This window comes from Streptomyces changchenzhani (assembly GCF_039766235.1).
GTDB lineage: Bacteria > Actinomycetota > Actinomycetes > Streptomycetales > Streptomycetaceae > Streptomyces.
This window is the reverse complement of record NZ_JBDHNH010000005.1, coordinates 68,937-89,974: the sequence shown is the minus strand read 5'-3', so window position 1 is coordinate 89,974 and position 21,038 is coordinate 68,937. Positions and strand designations below refer to the sequence as shown.

Sequence of the window (21,038 nt, the reverse complement as noted above, 5' to 3'; positions counted from 1 at the left end):
GTGCTCACTGAGGAAGCTCTTCCTGGCCCGGGGGAGCCGTCTTGCGGGGGACACGTTTACGAACGGGCTTGGCAGCAGTCAGGCGCTGCGCGCGGATGCGGTCGAGCAGGACCGAGGCGGGCTCGTCGGCAGGGTCCTGCGGGACAAGCACACCGGTAAAAGCTGCGTGGAGGAGCGCGCCGCGAAGCTCCGACGCCTGAGCAAGGGCCCCCTGCGCCAACTGGTGCGCTATAGCTGCTTCCTCAACATGACTCTGGATAACCTTGACGAGCTGTGCTTGCGTCTCCTGTGGCGGGATAGGTACAGGAAGCAGCTTTATCTTGCGCAGGCTGATCGACGCCAGGTTGACTGTCTGCTTTCCATTTCGATCACACCAGTCTTTCCCGAAGCTGTTCGCGTGCCAGGCCAACAGAAGGGGGTCGAGGACATCACTTACAACCCTTGCCCGGAATACGTGATTCTGATGAATGCAATCTTCGATCTGCTCTTCCCAGATCCACCCGCGTCCGAGCTTGTCGCGGTCCCCTCCCTCATTGAGGAGAACATCACCCTTCATAAGCCTCAATGCATCAGCCTTGACTGCGGGGACGCGGATCCTCTCGATGCGGTCAAGCACGAGTCGGCCCCGTTGGACATTCGCAACCCTGAGGTATGGCACCTCAACATAGTCAGGGTCGCTCTGCTTCTTACTGTCCTTGGTCACGCCTCCTGCGACTGCTGCGATCTCCCAGAGCCGAGCCCATCTCCACCCCAACGGGAGATTCGGAAGTACTCCGTCATCGGCATCCGCCTTTTCCAGTTCGGCAGGGAAAAGTTCGGCACCATCCAGGCCTCCGCAGGCACCCTGACCCGTAATCCGGTCTCGGAGGATTTCGGAACTCGCTAGTGCGGTACGCGCTGCCGCTTCGCCAGCCTCGATGTGGACGAGCTGTTCGTCCAGCTTGGTGACGATTCGGTACTGTTCAGGGAGAGGCGGCACCACAATCGAGGTGTCCAACAGCGCCTTCCGCGCCACGCTCGCCTGGTTCACGTGGTTGTTCAGCACCGTCTTGAAGTGACCGATCGCCCACAGATGGTGAAGCTGAACCGCAAGAAACTTTCCATCCAGCCCTTCAGGGCCTCGCAGGCGCGTCATGTGGTTCGAGTACGCCAAGGGTTCGACCGAGTTAATCCACGCAGTCTTCCCCACCCAGGCCGGACTGTTCGTGTTATTGAAGAGCACATCGCCGAATTCGACACGGCGAGCAGAATCATCAGCCACATACCGGGCATCCGATGTATCCATGACGCCGTTACGCGTTACGTTCATCGGCCGGAGGTGAACGATGCCGTTTCCGTCGCGATTGTGCTTGCCGCTGGCGAATCCCGGCTGCGCCTCGACACCGAGCTCCCCGAGCGTCGCCCGAACCCATCCCTCCGGCAGCCCATCCCCTGGCGCGATCGCCACTGAATCCCCCACGCCCGAGTTCGTCACGCGCCCAGCTCCTTGTCCAATTCGTCAATGATTTCTTCCGCCCGGTTCGCTCCGAATTCGGCGAGGAATCCGTCGGTTCCGTTACGTGTAGTGAACGGGGCGTAGTCAAGGTCGGCGGTGTCGAAGCGTACACGCTCAATGGTCGCACCGACGATGTGGTCGAGCCACCAGCGTTCGCGCGTACTAAAGTTGACGCCGGACTGTTCCTGGCGGGCGAGCCAGGCCGAATACCGCTCCCGTACAGCCTCTTCGTGAGGGCGAGGCGCCGGTGCTCCATGTTCCGCACCGCCGGCAAGTTCGTAACGCAGGAGGGCGAGAAGGTCGGCAGCGGTGCGCTTGGCTCGCTTATGTACCAGCGCCTCGCCGACATTCTCGTACGCCTTCCAGAGCATGTCGGGGGTCCAGGAGCGCGGCGGGCGGGCGACGCTGCGGGCCACGTCCTGGAGGCGCCGTAGTGCGACGGCGGGTGGGACGGCGGAGTCGGCGCCGAAAGCGATGGTCATGGCAGCAATCTCGTCGCGGTTGTCGTCGATGTACTGCTTCCAGTCGCGGACGGTGGCCTGTGCGCTCTCCTCATTGTCGACGGCCGCGCCCGCCCGGACCAGCGCGTCGCGGCTGTTCTCGTCGTACAGGATGTCCTTGGCGCGACGCATCTCCAGAAGCCTGCTGCGCAGTACCGGTGCGGCGGCAAGTGGCTTCAGCGCATGCTCGATGAGGTCGCGGACCGCGCGGTCGGGGTCTCGGCCAGTACGTTCGGCGGCTTCCCTGGCCTCCAGCTGATCATCGGTCGAGACCGCCCTGACCATGCCGTGGACGATGTCCTTCAGCGGTACCCCACCGCTGATGCGCTCGATCTCGGCACGTTCCTCGCTCGTCATCTGAAGGTCGAGTTTGGCGAGGCGGGCAGCGAGCGTGGAGACCTCTTCCTCCTCGATCGTGTGCGCGGCGGTCTTGCGGAGCAGCTTCTCCAAGCTGATCTGCTTGTCGCTGTGGCGCTCCAGGGGAGCTGCGTCGACCTTGGGCTTTCGTGTAACGCCGACCGCGTCGACCATGACGAAGCGGGTCTTGGGGCCGACGCCGGGTGTCACCCGTTCGAAGTCGGTGAGGGAGAGCGTGCGCGCGCCCCGGCCCTTCATCTGCTCGAAGTAGGCCCAGCTCTTGACGTCCCGAAGGAAGATCAGACATTCGAGGGGCTTGACGTCCGTGCCGGTGGCGATCATGTCGACAGTGACCGCGATGCGGAGCTGGGGAAGGTTACGGAAGTCGGCGAGCCGTTCGGCCGGTTTCCGGGCCGCGTGTGTGATCTTGGCGCAGAAGTCGTTGCCCTTGCCGAAGACGTCCCGAATGACCTCGACGATCTCTTCGGCATGATTGTCGTTCTTCGCGAAGACCAGGGTCTTGGGGACATACATCTCGTCCCACAACAGCGCGCCGGTATCCGGGTCGTGCTTGGCCCGTTCCGGGAAAATCTCCGTGAAGAGCCGGTCTCTGAAGGTCTGGACCACCGTGCGCAACTGGTCCTTGCTGATGATGCCGACGCCGACTTCCTTCGCTCCATAGTCGATGTCCTCGGCGATGTCCTCGTAACGCTCACGGCGGGTGCGACGGTCGCGGACCGGGACCGTTCCCTTGGCGATGACCCCGCCCTCGCCTGTTATCCGCGTCTCGATCTCATACACGGAGAAGTCGACGTTGACTCCGTCGGCGACGGCCTCCCGATAGCTGTACTCACTGACCAGGTTGCCGTTGAAGTAGCCGAAGGTCTGGGCGACGGGGGTGGCGGTGAGGCCGACGATCGGGGCATCGAAGTACTCCAGGACCGAGCGCCACTTGCCGTAGATGGAGCGGTGGCACTCGTCGACGACGATCAGGTCGAAGGCTTCAGGGGGGATGGTGTCGTTGTATCCGACCTCGATGTCTCCCGGCACGTCGTACGGCAGGTCGGATTCGTCGCCCTCCCCTTCAGGGGCCGCGTCGGGAAGCCGGCGGCCGGTGAGCTCCATGTAGAGGCGCTGGACGGTGGAGATGACGACCTTCGACGAGGCGAGCATCCCCTCAGCGCCCAGCCGCTGCACATTGAAGAGGTCGGCGAACTTTCGGTGGGTATCCGGGGTGGTGAAGTTCTCAAACTCCGCGAAGGCCTGTGCGCCCAGGTTGTTGCGGTCGACGAGGAAGAGCACCCGTTCAGCGCGGGCGTGCTTGAGCATGCGATAGGAGAACGTGACGGCCGTGTACGTCTTGCCAGCGCCGGTGGCCATCTGGACAAGGGAGCGGGACTGCCCCATCCCGTGCTGGCCCCGGCCGAGGGCGACGGAGTTTTCCACCCCCTGGACGGCAGTGATCTGAGCTGGGCGCAGCGGGCGCTCGTCGAGTTCGGGCATCCGCAGCCGCAGCCGGGCCCGGTAACTGGGGGCCTGTGGGTCCTGGTCGGCTTGGCGCATCCAGCGTGCCAGGGTGCGCGGCTGGTGGAAGGAGAAGATCCGACGGGTGCGGGAGTCCGGATCGAGGGTGGAACGGAAGCGGGTCTCGCCGCCATCGCTCACGTACCGGAACGGCAGCGGGGTGCGCCAGGCCACCAGGCGCTGCTGTGCGTCGGTGAGGTGGTCGGCGTACCCATTGGCCTGGGTCTCTGCTGCCGAGAGGTCGGCGCCCTCTCGCTTGGCCTCGATGACGCCGACGAGCTTGGCCTCCACGTACAAGGCGTAGTCGGCGCGGCCACGTGCGGTGGTCACTTCACGGACGGCGACACCGCTGCCGCGCCGGTCACCCTGGACATGAAGGTTGAGACCCGATGCGGCGTTCTGGACGTCCCAGCCGGCCTGCCTCAGCATCTCGTCGAGCCTGGAACGGACCTGGGCCTCAGTGAGGGGCTCTCGAGAGGCCTGCTCCGCGTTGTCGAGGAGGCGAGCGCGCTCTGCGACCGCGGCGGAGGCAGCGGCCGTGCTGGTGGCGTCGGCACGGCGACGGTGAGCACGCTCCTGGTCGGCCGCCGTCTCGATAGCCGCCAGCTGCGCCTGCATCGCGGCAACCTGGCGGGCCAGCTCCTCGCGCTCGGCCTGGGCCTGGGCGAGCTCACGCTCGGCCGCGGTACGCGCAGCCTGCTCGACCTGGGCCTGGGATGCCTGGTCCCGGTAGCTGAGCCGGGCCTCCTCAAGCGCCTTGCGGGCGGCGGCGACATCGTCCGCAAGGCGAGCGTTCCGAGCGGCTGGCGTTCGGTCTGGGCTCGGCGGTACGAAGGTGAGCTGTACGCGGGAACCGGTGAGCAGACGGTGATACCAGACACCGAGACGGAAACAGGTCCGCAGGGCACGGAAAGCATCTTCGGCGCTGTCGTGGCCCTTGTGGTTGGCGTCATTGCCGAGTCTGCGTACCTCGTGGAAGGCGTTGCCGACGTCGTGGTGGAGATAGCCCTCCCGGTCCAGGGCCCTGAGTCGGTCGAAGTGGGTACTTCCTTCGGCCCGGACCCGGCCCCGGCTCACCAGATCCTCTGCGAGGGCTTCTCCGAACTGCCGCGACTTGATCAGCGAGGTGTTGGGGTCGTCGAAGACGTGGCTCTCGGCAGCGGCCCCATAGGCGACGAGGAGCGGGAGGTCGGTCAGAAGGAATCCAAAGTTCCTGGACTGCTGGGCGAGTCGTACCAGTCTGGGGTCCGCCGTAGAACCGACTGCGCCGCCTGCACTCATGTGGCCCTTCCGCCTTTTCTAAGTAGTTCGTACCCGCTCATCGAGCCTCCAGCGTGATCACGCCTCTGACCAAACTCGCGCGTGATCCTCCATCGACCCTAACGGGGCAGGTCCTCACACCGCCAAGGATTCCGGCGACGCCATGCGGGCACTGATTCCCGGCCCGTTCCGACTCCCAGCCCGTTCCCCCTCCCGTCAAGCCGCCGTGCCCCACCTCGGCCAAAACGGACCAGCACACCAACCATCGCCCTCGGCAGCCAGTCCCTCGCCATGCCGTGCGACATCAAGACCCGCTCCCTCAGAGCACCCGATTTATGTGATGGAGGCACTCCGACAAACCATCGAACGCAGCCACGTCGCCGCCCACGACGACTCCCAACTCCGGCTCGCTGCTCCGGGTTCCCGCTCATTCCGCCGCAGCCCCGTCGGCGGGCATCGGGACCAGCCGCGCCCGCCCCTCCACCCGCACCGTGGCACAAATGCGCAGATCAGCGCCGCGCGCGTGACCAGCCATGTTTTGTGGCTCCCGCCCAGGACTCGAACCTGTGGTGAGCTGACCACTCCAATGTCCGGTGCCATTCTGCCTCGGCAGCAGCCTTCAGGGGCACACAGCCTGCTGTCGCTCCTGCTTGATGTGGCCCCCCGTAACGACTCGCTCCCCAGTTGTCAGTCCTGTCCTGTTGTATTGGGGCATGGAGCACACGAATAACGCGGATCTCCGCGCTGCGGCTGACACAGTTCTCGCCCGCCTCGTCGGAGACGCGAGCGGTACGGCCCGGCTGCGTGAGGACCAGTGGCGGGCCATCGAGGCGCTCGTCGCGGACAAGCGCAGGGCTCTGGTCGTGCAGCGGACCGGTTGGGGCAAGTCCGCCGTGTATTTCGTTGCCACCGCTCTGCTCCGCGAGCGCGGCAGCGGACCGACGGTGATCGTGTCTCCTTTGCTGGCGTTGATGCGTAACCAGGTCGAGGCTGCGGCGCGCGCCGGCATCAGCGCCCGCACCATCAATTCGTCCAACGTCGAGGAGTGGGAGACCGTCCAGGCCGAGGTGGCGGCGGGGGAGGTCGATGTGCTGCTCGTCAGTCCGGAGCGGCTCAACAACCCCGATTTCCGCGACAACGTACTGCCGAAGCTGTCCGCCTCCACCGGGCTACTCGTGGTGGACGAGGCGCACTGCATCTCGGACTGGGGACACGACTTCCGCCCCGACTACCGACGACTGCGCACCATGTTGGCTGAACTCCCGCCGGGCGTCCCGGTCCTCGCCACCACCGCGACCGCCAACTCCCGGGTTACCGCCGACGTCGCCGAGCAGCTCGGTACGGGAGCGGGGACGGACGCCCTGGTCCTGCGCGGCCCGCTGGACCGGGAAAGCCTCAGCCTCAACGTGCTACAACTCCCTGACGCAGCCCAGCGGCTGGCCTGGCTCGCCGACCATCTCGACGAGCTTCCAGGGTCCGGGATCATCTACACCCTCACCGTGGCTACCGCCGAAGAGGTCACCACGTTCCTGCGGCAGCGTGGCTACGCCGTCACCGCCTACACCGGGAAGACTGAGAACGCCGACCGCGTGCAGGCCGAGGAAGATCTGCTGGCCAACAAGGTCAAGGCGCTGGTCGCCACCTCCGCGCTGGGCATGGGCTTCGACAAGCCCGACCTCGGCTTCGTCATCCACCTCGGCTCGCCCTCCTCCCCCATCGCGTACTACCAGCAGGTCGGCCGTGCCGGCCGAGGTGTCGAGCACGCGGAAGTGCTGCTCCTGCCCGGTCGCGAGGATGCAGCGATCTGGGAGTACTTCGCCTCGCTGGCCTTCCCGCCGGAGGAGCTGGTCCGTCGTACCCTCGACGTGCTCGCCCGCGCGGAGAAGCCGCTGTCTCTGCCCGCACTGGAACCGCTCGTAGAGCTACGGCGTTCTCGCCTGGAGACCATGCTCAAGGTCCTCGACGTGGACGGAGCAGTCCACAGGGTGAAGGGCGGATGGACCAGCACGGGTCAGCCATGGTCGTACGACACCGAGCGGTACGAGTGGGTGGCGCGACAGCGGACCACCGAGCAGCAAGCCATGCGCGAGTACGCCACGACGACCGGCTGCCGAATGGAGTTCCTGCGCAGGCAGCTGGACGACGAGGAGGCCGCGCCCTGTGGTCGCTGCGACAACTGCGCCGGGGCACGGTTCTCGGCCGAGGTGGCCTCTTCCGCATTGGATGCGGCGCGCGGCGAGCTGAACCGTGCGGGCGTGAACGTGGAGCCGCGCCGGATGTGGCCGACCGGACTCCCCGCCATCGGAGTCAATCTGAAGGGACGTATCCCCGAGGGCCAGCAGGCCCTTTCCGGGCGCGCTCTCGGGCGGCTGTCGGACATCGGCTGGGGCAACCGGCTGCGCCCGATGTTTTCTCCACAAGCGCTGGACGGGCCCGTTCCCGATGACGTCGTCGAAGCCGTGGTCGGAGTGCTGGGCGACTGGGCCAAGGGCCCTGGGGGCTGGGCGTCCGGTGATACCGAGTCACTCGTCCGGCCGGCCGGAGTGGTCACCATGGCTTCCCACACCAGGGCCGAACTAATCCAGTCGCTGGGTGCCCGGATCTCCCAGATCGGGCGCATGCCGCTTCTCGGTTCCGTGGCGTACGCCGCTGATTCGGTCGATACACACGTGTCGCGTTCCAACAGCGCTCAGCGGCTGCGCGCACTCCACGGAGCCCTCGTCGTGCCACCGGCGTTGGCGGAGGCGCTCAAGGCCGCTGACGGCCCCGTGCTGCTCGTCGACGACTTCACGGACACCGGCTGGACTCTGGCAGTGGCCACGAGACTTCTGCGCCAGGCGGGTGCCGCGGGGGTAATGCCGCTGGTGCTCGCCCTGCGGGGTTAACCCGGAACGGGCTGCAGCTCTCCAAAGTTCTTAAGGCTGCATCCGCGATTGAGTTGCAAGTACTTCGCATCGGTCGCCTTCCCGCCCGAGGAGCAGGTGCGCCGCACGCTCGACACGCTGGCCCAGGCGGGGCGCCCGCTGTCGCTGCCCGCGCTGGAGCCGCTCGTCGACCTGAGGCGTACGCGCCTGGAGGCGATGCTCAAGGTCCTGGACGTGGACGGCGCGGTGCGCCGGGTCAAGGGCGGCTGGACCACGACCGGGCAGCCCTGGGTGTACGAGGCGGAGCGCTACGCGTGGGTGGCGCGGCAGCGGGCGACCGAGCAGCAGGCCATGCGGGACTACGCGACGACGAAGAACTGCCGGATGGAGTTCCTGCGGCTCCAGCTGGACGACGAGGAGGCGGCCCCCTGCGGCCGTTGCGACAACTGCGCGGGGGGCCGGTTCGGCGACGGGGTGTCCACCGGCGCCCTGGACGCGGCCCGCGGCGAGCTGGGCAGGCCGGGCGCGGAGGTGGAGCCACGCAAGATGTGGCCGACGGGCCTCGCCGCGGTCGGGGTGAACCTCAAGGGCCGTATCGCCCAGGGGGATCTGGTCTCCTCGGGCCGCGCGCTGGGACGGCTTTCGGACATCGGCTGGGGGAACCGACTGCGCCCCATGCTGGGCGACCGGACGGCGCCGGACGGGCCGGTGCCCGACGATGTGGCGGACGCCGTGGTGAGTGTCCTGGCGGACTGGGCGAAGGGGCCGGGCGGCTGGGCCTCCGGCGAGGCCGACGCCTCGGCGCGGCCGGTGGCCGTGGTCACGGTCGCCTCGCACAGCAGGCCGGTGCTAATTGAGTCGCTGGGCCGCCGGATCGCCGAGGTCGGCCGGATGCCGCTGCTCGGTTCCGTCGTGTACACGCAGGAGGCGGCGGGCGAGCGGATGTCGCAGACCAACAGTGCGCAGCGCGTACGGGCCCTCCACCAGGCCCTGACCGTACCGCCCGACCTGGCCGCCGCCCTGGCGGAGGCGGGTGGCCCGGTGCTGCTCGTCGACGATCTCTCGGACACCGGCTGGACCCTCGCGGTGGCGGGCAGGCTGCTGCGCCGGGCCGGAGCGCGGGAGGTGTATCCACTGGTGCTCGCCATTCAGGCGTAACGTCAGGCGTTCCGGGCGGCCCTACTGGGCAGGGATATCCGCGCCATACCCGTAGATTCCAGTCGACCGCGCCAATTGCTCGTTGCCGCATGCCCCATGGGGCAGCGAGAATTGGAAGCGCTCCCCGCACGCCCCTCCTGTGGACCGGAAGGGCTGTGCCGCGGGGCGTCCCATCCGACCTTGCCCGCACTGTGGGCGCGTACGCGAAGGGAGGACCGTGGCCTTCGGATTCGCTCCGTCCGCTGCCTCGTTGAACCCCACGCCCGCCGACAGCGTCAATCGTCTCGGCCGGACACTCGAACCGGCCGAGTGGGCTGCGGCGGGAATCCCACTGCTGCGCAATCCGCGTGAGGTCGTCAGCGGACTGCACGCCAGACATCTGCCCGCGCCGGACACCGCCGTGCTGGCCGTCCTCGACTCCGAGGAGCGGCTCACGGCAAGCGCCTCGTTCGTCCGGCGCTCCGCCCCGGCCGACGGCTGGGAGTTCCGCAACGCCCTGCTGGCGCACCTGCGCAGGGTGATCCCGCATGATCTGCGCCGCCGTACGCCGGTTCGGACCGCGGTGCTGCTCTACTGCCGCCAGGGCGACGAGCGCTGGACCGAGGAGGACGGCGCCTGGATGTGGGGCCTGCGCGACGCCTGCACCTTGCACGGGCTGCGCTGCGGCGCGTACATCACGCTGACGAACGGCGGCTGGCAGGTGCTGGGCGAGGGCCGCGGTGGCCGCCGCCCGAACACCGGATCACGCCCCGGTGGTCTGGCGGACGCCGCTTCCGAGGCCGACCTCTCCCCGTTGAGCACGGGTGGAGGGGCCGCGGACGCACTGCGGCGGGCGGCCGCCCGCTGAGAGCGGGCGGCCGGGCGCCAGGTCCGGGGCGGGGCCGCAAGCCGGCACGCACCGGCCGTACGGCGGCGGCGCCGTACGGCTCGGACGTCCGAGCCGGTCAGACGCCCGCGCCGAGTACGGCGTCGACCTTCTCCTGCTCGCCGCACACGATGAGCAGCACGCCGGCGCGGTCCCTGGCGACGGACAGCGCACGGGTCACCGCGTCACCGACCTCGCCGTTGACCGCGACGATCACCACGGGGCGGGCGGCTGCCCGCTCCGCGACGGACGCGTCCGCGTAGAAGACGTCGTCACGGGCCTCGTGCTGCGCCCAGTAGGCCGCTTCGCCGAAGGACAGCTCGTGCGCCGCCCACGGGTGTCGCTCACCGGTGGTGAGCACCAGGATGTCGCCGGGCGCACGACCGGAGTCGAGCAGCCGGTCGACCGCCTCGTCGGCGGCGTCGAGCGCACCGGACGCGAGGACCGGGACGACCTCGGTCTCGGGCGCGGAACGGTTCTCCTCCCCGGCCGCCGGGGACGGGTCCACGACCGTGGCCGCCGGCTGGGCCGGAGGCACGGGAGCGGGCGCCGGAGCGGGGGCAGGCGCCGGAGCGGGCGCGGGGGCCGGAGCCGGTACGGGCCTCGGCTTGGGCGGACCGGGCACGGGACGCCCGGGACGCGGTGTGGCCGCGGTACGCGGACCAGGTACGGGACTGGGGGTCGACGCGGGGCGGCCGGCGGCCGGAGTGGCGCGGGGACCCTGGGCACTCTCGTGAATCTGAGACTCCTCGGGGGATGACGTGCAAGACGTGGATGTCTATCAAATGCCGCCGCGACATACAGCGGCGGGTGGGTACTTGGGTGCGTTCGGGATCAGAAGTCGAAGCCGAGTTGGCCCCCGCTTTCCAGCGCGGCGGCCTCCGCCGAGATCCGGATCTTCTTCAGGTGCCGCCACTGGGGCAGCGCGTCGAGGTACGACCAGGACAGCCGGTGGTGCGGGGTGGGCCCCCGCTCCGCCAGCGCCGCCTTGTGCACGGGCGAGGGATATCCCGCGTTGGCCGCGAAGGCGAAGTCGGTGAAATCCTGTGACTGCGCGCCCAGTTCGGCCATCATCGCGTCCCGCCGCACCTTTGCGATCACCGAGGCGGCGGCGACGGCGATGCAGGACTGGTCGCCCTTGATCACCGTACGGACCTTCCAGGGCAGCCCGAGGTAATCGTGCTTCCCGTCGAGGATCACCGCGTCCGGACGCACCGGCAGCGCCTCCAGGGCACGTACGGCGGCGAGCCGAAGAGCGGCGGTCATCCCGAGCTCGTCGATCTCCTCGGGCGAGGAGTGCCCGAGGGCATGGCAGGTGACCCAGTCCTCCAGCAGTCCGGCCAGCTCCGTGCGGCGCTTGGGGCTGATCAGTTTGGAGTCGGTGAGACCGTCGGGCGGGCGGCGCAGACCGGTGACAGCCGCGCACACGGTGACGGGTCCGGCCCATGCTCCGCGCCCGACTTCGTCGACACCAGCGATGATCTTGGCACCGGTGGTGGCGCGCATGGAGCGCTCGACGGCGTGAGTGGGAGGTTCGTACGGCATGGCGCCAGTCAGGTTACGCCGCCGGGACCCCCCTGCGACACCCCGGGCGCCCAGCCGTTACCCGGACGAGGCCGCGGCGCCATGATCATACGGCCGAATCCGTCTCTCCTCCGGTCCGCCCATTCACTGCCGCACACTGCCGAGCGGTGCGTCGTCCGGCCCGGAACCGCGTCGCGAACGACGCAGTTCCGGGCCGGAATCAGTCCGAGAAACCGCTTGGCCGCCGTCCTGTCGCATGCGTGAAGCAACGCATCAGTACTCGTCGGAGATCCCGCGCCCGCCGTCGTGCACACCAAGTTTCTGACACTCCGCAATGTCGATGTCCAACGGACGCTCGTCGAGGATCTCCCGCGCCCTGGCCTCGCCGAGGCTCGTCGCGTACCAGGACCCGAGCTTGTCGTCGAGGCGCCTCTCGATGCCCATGAGCGCAGGAACGCTGCGGTTCGGGCAGCGTGTCCAGCGCCGGCACCGCATCGGCCGAGAGGTCCTGGAAGTAGCGCACGTCGATCTTGTCGCTGGTCCGGTACCGCTCGACGTTCCGCTCGGCGACCAGCCCGTCGGGCGAGACGAGACCGAAGACCAGCACGGCCGCCGCGGCGCTCACCGCGACGGCGCGCGGCAGCCAGCGGGAGCCGAACACCCCGGCCGCCATGATCAGTACGATCACCAGGCCGAGCCACAGCTCCATCGCCGTCACCGAGACCCGCAGCCGCGTCAGCCCGTACTCGTCCATGTACAGATTCATGCGGCGCAGCGCGGAGGCGACGACGACCAGCGTCAGCACGCACAGGGTGCCGAGCACCGAGCGGACCAGGGTGCGGTCGCGGGCGCCCCCGGGCGGGGCCCAGCGCAGCGCCAGGCCGATGACACCCAGGGTCAGGACCGTTGCCCAGAGCAGCTGCCAGAAGCCCTGGCGTGCGTACGCGGAGTACGTCAGCCCGGTGTCGCTCAGCACCTTCTCGTAGCCGCCGAACAGGACCGCGAGCTGGACGGCGATGAAGGCGGCGAAGAGCAGGTTGAGGAAGATGAGCGGAAGCGCCCATTCCGCACGGCCACGCGCGCGTGCGGGTCGTACCTCGATACGGTCCCAGCGCATCGGCGCGGCGGCCGTGCGGGCGGCGGCGAGCGCGCCGACGAGACCGAGCGCGAACAGGAAGATCCGCCAGGGGCCGTCCGCCACGGAGACGTCGGGTATGAGGCCGCCGAGCAGGTCGGCGAAGGCGGCGTCGGCGCCCGCGAAGAGCGTGCCGAAGACGACGAGCAGCACGACGGCGACCACGGTCGTACGGACCATGGGCGCCCAGCGGCCGCGCGAGACCTCCGCGCGCTCGCGCACACCGCGCCAGGCCCAGGCGGTGCCGGAGCCGACCGAGCCGAAGATGCCCAGGCAGCCGATGAGGACGCCGGGCCAGGTCCGGTTGCCGTGCAGGGCGAGCGAGCCGAGCGCGAGCGCGGAGACGACGGCGAGGAGGGTCGGCCAGCCGGCGTCGCGCAGCGCGGGGACCGCCAGCAGGGCCAGGCCGCCGACGGCCCAGACGAGCGTCCAGGGCCGCACCCGGCGGCCCGCGGCCTGCGCGGCGAAGTACGCGGCGAGAGCGGCCGGGACCGCCACGAGGACCAGGTTCGGGCCGAGCCCGTCACCGAGCAGCAGGGCGCTCAGCAGCGCGGTGGCCAGGGCCGCCCAGAGGGTGGCGGGGCGGATGGTGGCCGGCGGGCCGGGACGCACCGCGGTCACCCACTTGGGCGGCTCGGCCTTGGGCGGCGGCCATTGCGGTTGCCGCTGGGTCGCGGCGCGGTGCTGCTGCATGTACGAAGGCATGGCGGGCGCCTGCGGAACGGCGTCACTCGCTCCCGCTCCGGCTCGCGTCCGTCGGCCTTGCCCGGAACCGGGCTCTGCGGGCGGCGGTGTGGATGGCGTAGTGGCTGGCGTGTCGGACACGGGACCCCCTCCCGACCGGGCACGACACGCGGCTGGAAGGCTGCGCGTTCGACCCGGCGTCTCGTCGGCGCGCGCCCGTCATGATCATCGGGCGGCGTGGCCGCCAGATTAACGCCGCCCCACGCGCCGGGGGAGGCCAGGGCCGTGATGTGGCAGGACCGTGACAGTCCCCGCCCCACGCGGCACGTACGACGCGGCCGGCCCGTCAGACACCACCGGCCCACCGCTCACCACTCAAGCCCCCACCCCGCACGGCCGAGCCGTCCGGCACCACCGGCCCGTCAGGCACAGCGCGAGCCCCCGCGCCACCGCCAGCCCGTCAAGCACCCAAGCCCCAGCACATCCGCCGGCACGCAAGCCCCGAGCCACCAGTCAACCCCACCCAGGCCCATTCAGCCCGGCGAGGGGGTCCCTCCTATGCCCTTAAGGCAATGGGGGAGCTTGAGGACCGGGGTCTGGGGCGGAGCCCCACCACGCGGCGGCAGCCGCACAATGACACAGCGGGAAGGGGCGGGTAGGGGACAGCGCCGCAGACAACCCACACCGAAGCAGCGCCCGCACCCTCCACCCGGGCCCGCTCCGCCGCACCCGCACCGCGGCCTCGCGCACCCGACGCCCAGCCGCCCCTCAGCCGACCCGAGAGGGCATCCACCCCGGCACAGCTTCGGTCTGCTCCAACCACGCGGCCGGCGGCGCACCCGCCGCCCCCGCGGCAACCACCCCGCCCACGATCGCGCAGGTCGTGTCGACATCGCCGCCCACCTGCGCGGTGGCCCAGAACGCCCGCTCGAAGTCGCCCAGCGACCGCGCCGCGGACCACAGCGCGAACGGCACCGTGTCGTGCGCGCTCGTCCGCCGACCGCAGCCAAGTACCGCGGCCACGGTCCCCGCGTCGTCGTAGTCGAGCATGTCCTTGGCACGCCGGAGCCCCGCACCCACCGCGCTGCGCGGCACGAGTGCGATGACCCCGTCGAGCAGTTCGGCCGGCCCCGGCGGCCCGGCCGGATTCGCGGCGAACGCCGCGGCGGCGGCCACCGCCATGGCGCCGACCACGGCCTCGCGGTGCTGGTGCGTGGTGTACGCCGAGACTTCGGCCTGATGGGTGGCCTGCTCGGGATCGTCCGCGTACCAGGCCCCGAGCGGCGCGATGCGCATCGCGGCGCCATTGCCCCAGGACCCCTGCCCCTGGAAGAGCGCCGCGGCCAGCTCGCGCCAGTCGCCGCCCTCCCTGATGAGCCGGAGCATCCGGTTGACGGCAGGGCCGTATCCCCGGTCGAAGTCGTGGTGCTCGGCGAAGGAGCGGGCCAGCGCGTCCTGGTCGACCCGGCCGTGCGCGGCGAGCACGGCCAGCACGGAGCAGGCCATCTCGGTGTCGTCGGTCCACTGCCAGGGCCCCGGAGGCAGCTCGCGCCTCTTGAGCAGCGGGTAGTTGACGGGGACGAAGAACTGGGAGCCCAGGGCGTCACCGAGGGACAGCCCGTGCAGGCTGGCCAGTGCGCGTTCGAAGCGCCGGTCGGTGGAGAAGTCAACGGTCATCGCGCTGCCACTCTATCCGGTGATGCCGTACGGCTCGGGAACCCGCCAGCGTTCGAACTGCCGGTCAAGGCTGTAGCGGCCGTCCCCGCCGAGCTGGAGGATCCGCACCTCGGCGTTGCACGGATTGGACAGCGACTCGAATTCGGCCACCGACCAGTGGAACCAGCGCATGCAGAACAGCCGCATGGTCAGGCCATGGGTGACCAACAGAACGTTCGGCGGGTGGTCGGGCGCCTCGAAGCTGCGGTAGAGGCTCTCCAGGAACGCCCCGACCCTGTCGTACACATCGGCGCCGGACTCCCCCTGCGCGAACCGGTAGAAGAAGTGCCCGTAGGCGTCCCGGTAGGCCTTCTGCAGCCGTACGTCGTCCCTGTCCTGCCAGTTTCCCCAGTCCTGCTCGCGCAGCCTGGGCTCCTCCCTGGCCCGTACCCGCTCCGGGTCGAGCTCGAACGCGGCGAAGGTCTCGTGGGTCCGGCGGTACGGGGAGACATAGGCGCTGACCTGCTCGTCGCCAAACAGTTCACGCAGCCGCACGCCTGCCTCCCGGGCCTGGCCAAGACCGGTCTCGGTGAGTCTCAACGCATGGTCGGGCTCGCGTTCGTACACCGTGTCATCGGCGTTGCCCTCTGATTCTCCATGCCGGACGAGGACGATGCGCTGCGGTCTGGCCATGCCGAAACCCTAGAACGGGAGATCCGCGGCGGCTCAACGGGGCCGCCGCCCGACCTCCATCCGGCGGATGATGCAGATGATGCAGATAGTACGGATGGTGATCACACCGTCCATGACGGCTCCAGCTGGACGACGTCGCCCGCCACATCGGCCACGTCGGCCTCGGTCTGGGCCCGGAGCGACAGCCGCTCGACCCGCTCGGCGCGGTACTTGCCGTGCTCGGCGGTGGACTGCCACATGGACAGCACCAGGAATTCGTTGCCCGGCGCCTCACCGAACATTCCGCGCAGCATCCCCGGCGATCCGGCCATCGCAGGATTCCAGATCTTCGCCTGCATCAGCGAGAAGTGCTCGACCCGGCCCTCGTGCACCTTGCAGTGCGCAACCCGCACCACATCGGCGTCCGCGAACCGCGGCTCGAAGCCCGTCTTCACGTCGAACCGGTGGTCGAAGAGCGCAACTTGGGGATTCTTGAACGTGCCCGACTGTGCCGATGCGAGCCGATGGTGGGCGCTCGCCATGAAGGAGTCGTAGAACGCGCGGCTCTCCCAGAAGGTGAAGACATGCGCCACCCCCGGCCGTCCCCGGCTCCAACCACCGCCCTGTCCCCGAAAACCCGGTTCGCCCAGCAGCCCCGCCCACTTCCGCTGCCCCTGCTCGAAACCGCGACGGTCGATCACAGTGCAGCGAATCCACTTGACCAGCACGGCGCCATCGTACGGCCACGAACGTGTCGTCGGTCACGCTCCGGAGCCGGGTTGACGTCTCCTTGCGGCGTACCCCGTGCCGTGACCCGCCGTGACCTGCCGTGATCATTCGCGGCCCGCCCGGTGCCCGTGCGTGACAGCATGGCCAATCAACCTGAATCGCCTGACAGTTGTGGGAAGGAGAGACCGGTGAGCAGTCTCAACAAGGGGATCGGGAAGGTCGAAGTGACGCTCAAGTGGGACCCCAGTCCCCTTGGTGCCCCCGCCAATGACCTGGACATCATCGCCGCGACGTACTCCGTGGAAGAGCCGCACGGCAGTCCCGTGTACGTCGTGCACTTCGGCAGCCGTGCGCCGGACGGCACCATCACGCTCAACCGGGACAGCAGGACCGGTCTGGGCTTGGGCTACGACGAGGTCATGACCCTGGAGTTCGACCGGCTGTCCGCCGCGTACGCCCGGGTCATGGTGGGCGTGGCGATCCAGCAGGGCGGCGGTCAAAAGACGTTCGGCGACATAGTGAATACGAACGTCCGCATCAGTGAGGGCCACACCGTTCTGACGGAAGAGGACTTCGCTGTCGTCTCGTCGTCCACAGCGGCCACCATCGCCGAGTTCACCAGGGACGAGACCGGAGGATGGGAGATGTTCGAGGTCGTGCGCGGATTCGACACCGACCCGAATTCCTTCGCCCAGCAGATGGGCAATGCTCCCACCTGACGTGAGAGAGGGTGCCGGCCACCGGCCGGCACCCTCTCTCACCTTGCGTTTACCACCGTCGGCTAGCTGCAGCCGCTGGTCGAGCCGCAGCCCTCACAGATGTAGCAGCTGCCCGCGCGCTGCATCTTCGTCCCGCAGGAGAAGCACAGCGGCGCGTCCGCGCTGATGCCGAGCTGCATCTCGACGAGCTCCGCCGAGGTGTGCGCCTGCTTCGGCGCCGGGATGCTCTCCCCCTTGGGGGCGGCGACGGCCTTCAGCGGCTCCGCCGGGCGCGGAGCGGGCTGGAGCGGAGCGGACTGCGCCAGGCCCTCCACGTCCATCTCGTCGTCGTCCAGGGGGGGCTCGTACGAACCGGTCTCCAGGTGACGCTGACGCTCGTCCGCCGCGTGGATTCCGAGCGCCGAACGCGTCTCGAAGGGCAGGAAGTCCAGCGCCAGGCGGCGGAAGATGTAATCGACGATCGACTGCGCGAGACGCACATCGGGGTCGTCCGTCATACCGGCCGGCTCGAAGCGCATGTTCGTGAACTTCGAGACGTACGTCTCCAGCGGAACGCCGTACTGCAGACCGACCGAGACGGCGATCGAGAAGGCGTCCATCATGCCCGCGAGGGTGGACCCCTGCTTGGACATTTTCAGGAAAACCTCGCCGAGACCGTCGTCCGGGTAGGAATTGGCGGTCATATAACCCTCGGCGCCACCCACCGTGAACGAGGTGGTGATGCCGGGACGGCCCTTCGGGAGGCGCTTGCGCACCGGGCGGTACTCGACGACCTTCTCGACCGCGGTACGGATCGTCGCCTCGGTGTTCGCCGTGACCTCGGCCTTGACCTTGTCCTTGTCCTTGGTCTTGTCCTTGGTCTTGGCGGAGAGGGGCTGGCCGACCTTGCAGTTGTCGCGGTAGATCGCGAGCGCCTTGACGCCCATCTTCCACGCCTTGAAGTAGACCTCTTCGACGTCCTCGACGGTGGCCGTCTCCGGCAGGTTCACCGTCTTGGAGAGCGCGCCGGAGATCCACGGCTGGATGGCCGCCATCATCCGGACGTGGCCCATCGCGGAGATGGAACGCTCGCCCATCGCGCAGTCGAAGACCTCGTAGTGCTCGGCCTTGAGACCGGGGGCGTCGATCACATTGCCGTTCTCGGCGATGTGGGCGACGACCGCCTCGATCTGCTCTTCCTGGTAGCCCATACGACGCAGCGCCTGCGGCACCGTGCCGTTGACGATCTGCATCGAGCCGCCGCCGACCAGCTTCTTGAACTTGACCAGCGCGAGGTCGGGCTCCAGGCCGGTGGTGTCGCAGGACATCGCGAGACCGATGGTGCCGGTGGGCGCGATGACCGAGGCCTGCGCGTTGCGGAAGCCGTTCTTCTCACCGAGGCGGAGCACGTCCTGCCAGGACTCCGTGGCAGCGGCCCAGATCGGCGAGTCCAGGTCGTCCACCCGGGGGGCTGTGGTGTTGGCATCGGAGTGCTGCTTCATGACGCGCTTGTGGGGCTCGGCGTTGCGGGCGTAGCCGTCGTACGGGCCGACGACCGCGGCCAGCTCCGCGGAGCGGCGGTAGGACGTGCTCGTCATCAGCGAGGTAATGGCGCCGGCGAGCGAACGGCCGCCGTGGCTGTCGTACGCGTGACCTGTCGCCATCAGGAGGGCGCCGAGGTTGGCGTAACCGATGCCGAGCTGGCGGAAGGCGCGGGTGTTCACACCGATCTTCTCGGTGGGGAAGTCCGCGAAGCAGATGGAAATGTCCATCGCCGTGATGACCAGCTCGACGACCTTGGTGAAACGCTCCACCTCGAAGGACTGGTGACCCAGGCCGTCGTCCTTGAGGAACTTCATCAGGTTCAGCGAGGCAAGGTTGCACGAGGTGTTGTCCAGGTGCATGTACTCACTGCACGGGTTCGAGCCGTTGATCCGGCCGGACTCGGGGCAGGTGTGCCACTTGTTGATGGTGTCGTCGTACTGAATACCGGGGTCGGCGCAGGCCCAGGCGGCCTCGGCCATCTTGCGGAAGAGGGACTTGGCCTCGACCTCCTCGATGACGTCGCCGGTCATCCGGCCGCGCAGGCCGAACTTGCCGCCCGCCTCGACCGCGTTCATGAACTCGTCGTTCACGCGGACCGAGTTGTTGGCGTTCTGGTACTGGACGGACGTGATGTCATCGCCGCCCAGGTCCATGTCGAAGCCCGCGTCGCGCAGGGCGCGGATCTTCTCCTCTTCCTTCACCTTGGTCTCGATGAAGTTCTCGATGTCGGGGTGGTCGACGTCGAGAATGACCATCTTGGCCGCGCGGCGGGTGGCGCCACCGGACTTGATCGTTCCGGCGGACGCGTCGGCGCCGCGCATGAAGGAGACCGGTCCCGAGGCGTTGCCGCCGGAGGACAGCAGCTCCTTGGAGGAGCGGATGCGGGAGAGGTTCAGGCCGGCGCCGGAGCCGCCCTTGAAGATCATCCCCTCTTCCTTGTACCAGTCGAGGATCGACTCCATGGAGTCGTCGACGGCCAGGATGAAGCAGGCGGAGACCTGCTGCGGCTGGGGGGTGCCGACGTTGAACCACACCGGCGAGTTGAAGCTGAAGACCTGGTGCAGGAGGGCGTACGCCAGCTCGTGCTCGAAGATCTCGGCGTCCGCGGGAGAGGAGAAGTAGCTGTAGTCCTCACCGGCCTTGCGGTACGTCTTCACGATCCGGTCGATCAGCTGCCTGAGACCGGTCTCGCGCTGCGGCGTACCGACAGCACCGCGGAAGTACTTGCTGGTGACGATGTTGACCGCGTTCACCGACCAGAAGTCGGGGAACTCGACGCCGCGCTGGTCGAAGTTGACCGAGCCGTCGCGCCAGTTGGTCAGGACGACGTCACGGCGCTCCCAGGCCACCTCGTCGTACGGATGCACGCCGGGGGTGGTGTGAATGCGCTCGATGCGCAGTCCCTGCCGATTGGCGGTCGAACCCTTGGGGCCCTTGGTGCGGGCCCCTCGTGCCGAACCGCTCGCCGTCTCTGTCATGCCGCCTCCCATATACGGACGAAAACGCCCTGAAGTGCCCAGTTCTTCCCGGGTCACATGTTTTGGATGTCCTTGACGTCACGCTCGGCGCCAGGACAGGTCTGTGTTGTGCCGCCGATTCGGTCAGTCGGTGGCAGCGGCGGGCACGGGGACCTCTGGGGTCACGCCGGCACCACAGCCGCAGTCGCTTGCCGGGGGCTGCTCCTCGCGGAGCTCCGAGATCGCGGCCTCGAAGTCTTCGAGCGAGCCGAACGCCCGGTAGACGGACGCGAAGCGCAGGTACGCGACGAGGTCGAGCTCCTGCAGGGGCCCGAGTATGGCCAGGCCCACGTCATGAGTGGTCAGCTCGGCGCTGCCGGTGGCGCGCACCGCCTCCTCGACCCGCTGGCCGAGCTTGGCGAGGGCGTCCTCGGTGACCGGCCGCCCCTGGCACGCCTTGCGCACGCCGGAGATGACCTTGGTGCGGCTGAAGGGCTCGGTGACACCGCTGCGCTTGACCACCATCAGCGACGCGGTCTCCACCGTCGTGAAACGGCGGGTGCAGTCGGGGCACTGGCGGCGACGGCGGATCGAGGTGCCGTCATCCGTGGTCCGACTGTCGACGACGCGACTGTCGGGGTGCCGGCAGAAGGGGCAATGCATGGGTCCCAAGCCTCCTTCACAGCACGACTGAATAGCCTCGGCAGCCCCACGAGGAGCCTCTTGAAGCAGCTCCCAGCATAGGCGATCGCCAGGCTCCTGAGAGACCCGGGACCACAACTTGTGGGCAGCTGTGGCAATCCAACCACTAGATCTGGGGTTCGGTCGCACTTAGCGTGTCTGCGCGTGTCGCGCGTGTTGCGCTTCCGGAGGCCCTGCGGGCCGCCCACGAGAGTACGGGACACACCCCGGGCT

12 protein-coding genes and 2 pseudogenes are annotated in these 21,038 nt (G+C 68.7%); 4 read left to right on the top strand and 10 right to left on the bottom strand.

Annotated features, from left to right (window positions below):
• Positions 1–4: 4 nt before the first annotated feature.
• Together ABCR94_RS17405 and ABCR94_RS17400 are read right to left on the bottom strand one after the other, a co-directional pair.
• The gene (locus ABCR94_RS17405; RefSeq protein WP_347120228.1) at positions 5–1,474 is read right to left on the bottom strand and encodes a restriction endonuclease subunit S; all 1,470 of its coding nucleotides are present in this window, start codon (positions 1,472–1,474) and stop codon (positions 5–7) included.
• On the bottom strand, positions 1,471–5,157 hold the full coding sequence (locus ABCR94_RS17400; RefSeq protein WP_347120227.1) for a DEAD/DEAH box helicase family protein: 3,687 nt from the start codon (positions 5,155–5,157) through the stop codon (positions 1,471–1,473). The genes ABCR94_RS17405 and ABCR94_RS17400 overlap by 4 nt, the downstream gene beginning before the upstream one ends.
• A gap of 692 nt (positions 5,158–5,849) precedes the next feature.
• Here ABCR94_RS17400 and ABCR94_RS17395 point away from each other — a divergent pair.
• The 3 genes and pseudogenes from ABCR94_RS17395 to ABCR94_RS17385 all read left to right on the top strand — a co-directional run bounded on the left by ABCR94_RS17395 (position 5,850) and on the right by ABCR94_RS17385 (position 10,005).
• The gene (locus ABCR94_RS17395) at positions 5,850–8,021 is read left to right on the top strand and encodes a RecQ family ATP-dependent DNA helicase (RefSeq protein WP_347120226.1); all 2,172 of its coding nucleotides are present in this window, start codon (positions 5,850–5,852) and stop codon (positions 8,019–8,021) included.
• A gap of 57 nt (positions 8,022–8,078) precedes the next feature.
• Positions 8,079–9,158, top strand: a pseudogene (locus ABCR94_RS17390) (phosphoribosyltransferase family protein); the annotation flags it as partial.
• 217 nt (positions 9,159–9,375) lie between these two features.
• Positions 9,376–10,005 carry a hypothetical protein gene (locus ABCR94_RS17385; protein WP_347120225.1) on the top strand — a complete coding sequence of 210 codons (630 nt, stop codon included), beginning with the start codon at positions 9,376–9,378 and terminating at the stop codon, positions 10,003–10,005.
• Between the two features lie 97 nt (positions 10,006–10,102).
• Here the strand turns inward: ABCR94_RS17385 and ABCR94_RS17380 are convergent, their stop codons facing one another.
• The 6 genes and pseudogenes from ABCR94_RS17380 to ABCR94_RS17355 form a co-directional block, all read right to left on the bottom strand.
• Complete coding sequence (locus tag ABCR94_RS17380) at positions 10,103–10,762, bottom strand: hypothetical protein (RefSeq protein ID WP_347120716.1); 660 nt, start codon at positions 10,760–10,762, stop codon at positions 10,103–10,105.
• 95 nt (positions 10,763–10,857) lie between these two features.
• On the bottom strand, positions 10,858–11,568 hold the full coding sequence (gene rnhB / locus ABCR94_RS17375; RefSeq protein WP_347120224.1) for a ribonuclease HII: 711 nt from the start codon (positions 11,566–11,568) through the stop codon (positions 10,858–10,860).
• Between the two features lie 252 nt (positions 11,569–11,820).
• Positions 11,821–13,375: pseudogene (locus tag ABCR94_RS17370) on the bottom strand (DUF4153 domain-containing protein).
• A gap of 759 nt (positions 13,376–14,134) precedes the next feature.
• On the bottom strand, positions 14,135–15,043 hold the full coding sequence (locus tag ABCR94_RS17365) for an ADP-ribosylglycohydrolase family protein (protein WP_347120223.1): 909 nt from the start codon (positions 15,041–15,043) through the stop codon (positions 14,135–14,137).
• A gap of 12 nt (positions 15,044–15,055) precedes the next feature.
• Entirely contained in the window at positions 15,056–15,715 is a 660-nt protein-coding gene (locus ABCR94_RS17360; protein WP_347120222.1) for a histidine phosphatase family protein, read from the bottom strand.
• 101 nt (positions 15,716–15,816) lie between these two features.
• A complete protein-coding gene (locus tag ABCR94_RS17355; protein WP_347120221.1) occupies positions 15,817–16,422 on the bottom strand; it encodes a YdbC family protein in 606 nt (201 codons plus the stop codon).
• A 189-nt stretch (positions 16,423–16,611) separates the two neighbouring features.
• On the opposite strand from ABCR94_RS17355, the gene ABCR94_RS17350 reads away from it, so the two are divergent.
• Complete coding sequence (locus ABCR94_RS17350) at positions 16,612–17,142, top strand: TerD family protein (protein WP_347120220.1); 531 nt, start codon at positions 16,612–16,614, stop codon at positions 17,140–17,142.
• Positions 17,143–17,204: 62 nt separating this feature from the next.
• On the opposite strand, the gene ABCR94_RS17345 is transcribed toward ABCR94_RS17350, so the two are convergent.
• Together ABCR94_RS17345 and nrdR are read right to left on the bottom strand one after the other, a co-directional pair.
• On the bottom strand, positions 17,205–20,144 hold the full coding sequence (locus ABCR94_RS17345) for a vitamin B12-dependent ribonucleotide reductase (protein WP_347120219.1): 2,940 nt from the start codon (positions 20,142–20,144) through the stop codon (positions 17,205–17,207).
• Positions 20,145–20,267: 123 nt separating this feature from the next.
• On the bottom strand, positions 20,268–20,786 hold the full coding sequence (nrdR, locus tag ABCR94_RS17340; protein ID WP_347120218.1) for a transcriptional regulator NrdR: 519 nt from the start codon (positions 20,784–20,786) through the stop codon (positions 20,268–20,270).
• Positions 20,787–21,038 lie beyond the last annotated feature (252 nt).

Excerpts from the sequence above, each read along its gene's own strand:
- ABCR94_RS17365 (WP_347120223.1), bottom strand. The coding sequence starts at position 15,043 with ATGACCGTTGACTTCTCCACCGACCGGCGCTTCGAACGCGCACTGGCC.
- rnhB (WP_347120224.1), bottom strand. The coding sequence starts at position 11,568 with ATGCCGTACGAACCTCCCACTCACGCCGTCGAGCGCTCCATGCGCGCC.
- ABCR94_RS17345 (WP_347120219.1), bottom strand. The coding sequence starts at position 20,144 with ATGACAGAGACGGCGAGCGGTTCGGCACGAGGGGCCCGCACCAAGGGC.
- nrdR (WP_347120218.1), bottom strand. The coding sequence starts at position 20,786 with ATGCATTGCCCCTTCTGCCGGCACCCCGACAGTCGCGTCGTCGACAGT.
- ABCR94_RS17400 (WP_347120227.1), bottom strand. The coding sequence starts at position 5,157 with ATGAGTGCAGGCGGCGCAGTCGGTTCTACGGCGGACCCCAGACTGGTA.
- ABCR94_RS17395 (WP_347120226.1), top strand. The coding sequence starts at position 5,850 with ATGGAGCACACGAATAACGCGGATCTCCGCGCTGCGGCTGACACAGTT.
- ABCR94_RS17360 (WP_347120222.1), bottom strand. The coding sequence starts at position 15,715 with ATGGCCAGACCGCAGCGCATCGTCCTCGTCCGGCATGGAGAATCAGAG.